The organism is Rhodococcus sp. P4_B6, from assembly GCF_056402215.1.
The window spans coordinates 1-3,368 of sequence record NZ_JBFUHV010000355.1; the positions used below are offsets into that span (position 1 = coordinate 1).

General features: G+C 62.3%; 3 protein-coding genes and 2 pseudogenes. 1 reads left to right on the forward strand and 4 read right to left on the reverse strand.

What is annotated here, in order from left to right:
• Nucleotides 1-354, reverse strand: a pseudogene (locus AC1DWT_RS50230) (oxygenase MpaB family protein); the annotation flags it as partial.
• Between the two features lie 84 nt (nt 355-438).
• Here AC1DWT_RS50230 and AC1DWT_RS50235 point away from each other — a divergent pair.
• Nucleotides 439-1,035 carry a TetR/AcrR family transcriptional regulator gene (locus tag AC1DWT_RS50235; RefSeq protein WP_241031735.1) on the forward strand — a complete coding sequence of 199 codons (597 nt, stop codon included), beginning with the start codon at nt 439-441 and terminating at the stop codon, nt 1,033-1,035.
• A gap of 22 nt (nt 1,036-1,057) precedes the next feature.
• Here AC1DWT_RS50235 and AC1DWT_RS50240 read toward each other — a convergent pair whose 3' ends face one another.
• From AC1DWT_RS50240 to AC1DWT_RS50250, 3 genes and pseudogenes are all read right to left on the reverse strand, one after another.
• Entirely contained in the window at nt 1,058-1,435 is a 378-nt protein-coding gene (locus tag AC1DWT_RS50240; protein WP_338051777.1) for an acyl-CoA thioesterase, read from the reverse strand.
• Nucleotides 1,436-1,722: 287 nt separating this feature from the next.
• Nucleotides 1,723-2,880, reverse strand: coding sequence for an acyl-CoA dehydrogenase family protein (locus AC1DWT_RS50245; protein ID WP_095869858.1), 1,158 nt, complete (start codon nt 2,878-2,880; stop codon nt 1,723-1,725).
• A 250-nt stretch (nt 2,881-3,130) separates the two neighbouring features.
• Nucleotides 3,131-3,368, reverse strand: a pseudogene (locus tag AC1DWT_RS50250) (steroid 3-ketoacyl-CoA thiolase); the annotation flags it as partial.

Genomic DNA, 3,368 nt, shown 5'->3' on the forward strand with positions numbered 1-3,368 from the left:
CGAGGACGTAGAGGAAGCGAGGACGTAGAGGAAGTCCTCGTTCGAGATGTCGTACATGTGGTGCATCTGATTGATGCGCTGTATCGCTGCTTTTCCGTTAGGGCTGTCGAAACCCTCGAGTAGGGGAACCTCGAGCAGGATCGAGGTGTCGTCGTAGCGCTTCTGGGTGTTCTGGGTAAAGGCTCCGGTCTGATCAAGCAATCTGCCGACGCTCGGGACCGCATAGGTGCGGAACAGGGCAAAGCTCAGGGACTGATTCAGGTCCCAGGGGAACTCGTAGGTGGCCAGATTGCGGTAAATCTCTGCGAACTCGGTTTCCGGGTCCAGGCCGTTGTTGCGATTGGGCTTGCTCACATCACGCTCCTTCATATTTCGTGCGCAAGCGTAAGTTGAGTTACGCTTTTGTGCAAGAGGTCACACTTGCCGGAAGGGTGATGCATGATCAGGACCGCGCGCCTGGTAAAAGAAGGCGTGACTTCTCACCACGCCAAGAAGAAAAAAGTGCCTACGAGAGGTGCCCAGTTGCGCTACCTCGAGGCCGGCTTGGACGTGCTCGGCAGAAAAGGGCATGCCGGCTTGAAGCTGGGGACGGTGTGCGAGGCGGTCGGGGCGACAACCGGCTCGTTTTACCACGCGTTCGCGAACTGGGGCGAGTACACGTCCGCGCTGATTCAATACTGGCGCACGGAAAAGAGCGGCCGCCTCATCAGCAGCGCCCGGGAGATCGCCGATCCTGCCGAGCGCCTGAAGTTCTTGATCGACATCGGCCTGCGCCTGCCACACGAGTCCGAAGCCGCGATCCGTGTATGGGCGGCCCATGACCCGGACGTCCAAGCCATCCAGATCGAAGTGGACGAGGAGCGACGACGCTTCATCGCCGACGCCCACTTCGAAGCAACGAATGACCGGGAGCTGGCCGAGCGTAACGCGACGGTGTCGATGTACCTGCTCGTCGGATACGAGAGCGGCACCTATCGCTCCAGAGAGGCGCTCGCATGGGCTTTTCAAACCGTACTCGACCAGGGCCTGTCGTAAGGCAAGGGTGCAGAGGATTCGGTCAGGAACCGACCACTCGGACTCGAAGCCGCAAGTTCTCGAGCGTCCTTCGCGCTACGGCGGGCATTGAAACAGGTCCGTCCTTACCTACCGCCACCATGACGGCGTCACACAGGCTGATGCAGTTCCCCGCGTGAAACAGCGCCGAGGACACCACGAACGAGGTTCGGCCTATCCGTCCGACGCCGACGCACGTGTCGATCGTGGCTGGCCAATACGCTTCGGCGAGAAAATGTACGACACTCTGGGAAGTGACCAAGCGTTGTTTTCGGCCTGCTGGATCATGCGTGTCGGGAAAGGCTTGCCGGGTCAATACAGCGCGAGCGTCTTCATGAAGCGATTCCAACGCTAGATTGTTGAGGTGGGCGTTGGGGTCCATATCGGCGTATCGAGCCGTGCAACTATTGCTTATCGGGTACAGCTCTGAACGATACCGCTCTACATGGGGACGGGCGGTCGTTGCCACCAGTGACTCCAGGGTGGACACATCTCTCCTCTGCTATCTGCCTCGCGTCGACAACGGATGTCKCACTGGATCTGTGGTGAAAGAGCGGCAGTGCCAGAGCCTTCTCCTTGCTGCACGGCGCCTGGCCTGAATTAGCCATGGCCGTTGAGTCCGTCGCCGGGCCGCGTCCCCACCGGCCAACCATGGCATCCACTGCCGGTTTATGCGGAGGCCGCTGCAATTTCTCGGCCGATGATTTCCTTCATGATCTCGGTGGTTCCGCCGTAGATCGTCTGAATGCGGCTGTCGACGTAGGCGCGGCCGATGGGGTACTCCATCATGTAGCCGTAGCCGCCGTGCAATTGGACGCAGCGGTCGACGACACGCTTCTGCAGTTCACTGGCCCACCACTTGCCCTTCGACGCGTCGACGGCGGTGAGTTCGCCTGCGTTCAAGGCGAGTACGCACCGGTCGATGTGCGATTCGGTCACCTCGATCTCGGTGAGCATCTCCGCCAGCGCGAACCGGGTGTTCTGCAGATCGCCGATCGGTTTGCCGAACGCCTTGCGCTCGAACACGTAGTCCCGGGTCCACTGGTACGCGGCCTTTGCGGCGGCAATCGCAATGACCGCGATCGACATACGTTCGAGGGGAAGGTTTTCCATGAGATGGATAAAGCCGCTCCCCTCGGTGCCGAGCAGATTGTTCGTGGGCACCCGCACGTCCTCGAACACGAGCTCCGCCGTGTCCTGACCGGCCAGGCCGACCTTGTGCAGCTTGCGGCCACGGCTGAAGCCGGGCATGCCCCGCTCCACGACGAGCAGCGAGAAGCCCTTGGAACCGGCGCTCGGGTCGGTACGGGCGACGACGATGACGAGGTCGGAGTGAATGCCGTTGCTGATGAACGTCTTCTGACCGTTGACAATCCAGTCGTCACCGTCGCGCACCGCGGTAGTTTTGATGCCCTGTAGGTCGCTTCCGATTCCGGGTTCGGTCATCGCGATGGCGCCGATCAGCTCGCCGGCGGCCATGCCGGGAAGCCACCGTTGCTTCTGTTCCTCGGTGCCTAACATGAGTACGTACGGGATCACCACGTCGTCGTGGGTGGCAATGCCACCACCGAACGACGTGGTCGCCGTGCGGGCGATCTCTTCGGAGACAACATTCCTGAATCGGTAGTCGGTGACCCCCGATCCGCCATAGGCTTCAGGCACCGCCAGTCCGATGATGCCCGATCTACCGGCAGCGAGCCACGCAGAACGGTCGATAAGTCTGTCGGTCTCCCAACGCTCGTAGTGCGGTTCCACCTCGCGGGTGAGGAACTCCCGCACCACCTCTCGGTAGGCCTCGTGGTCAGTGTCGAAAAAAGTGCGCTGCATCGGTTCTCCGGAAGATCAGTAGGTCAGGGATTGACGGGAGGAGGAGGGGTGGGTCGTACACGGATCAGAATTTCGCAGCCCGCAGCCCGCAGCCCGCAGCCCGCAGCCCGCAGCCCGCAGCCCGCAGCCCGCAGCCCGCAGCCCGCGGCACGTCGGTCGTCGATCGTGCGGATTGTGATGCGCGAAGACGACAGGGTGTCGGGGCGTCGGCTTCTCCGGGCACAACGGGGGAAGCCCGAAGTGGCTTTCATCAGAGGCGTTCGATGATGGTGGCGTTGGCCATGCCCGCGCCCTCGCACATGGTCTGCAGGCCGTAGCGTCCGCCGGTGGCCTCGAGGTTGTTGACCAGGGTGCTCAGCAGGCGGGTGCCCGAAGAGCCGAGTGCGTGCCCGAGCGCGATGGCGCCGCCCCACGGGTTGAGCTTGGCCGGGTCGGCCCCGAATTCGTGCGCCCACGCCAGCGGCACCGGCGCGAACGCCTCGTTGACC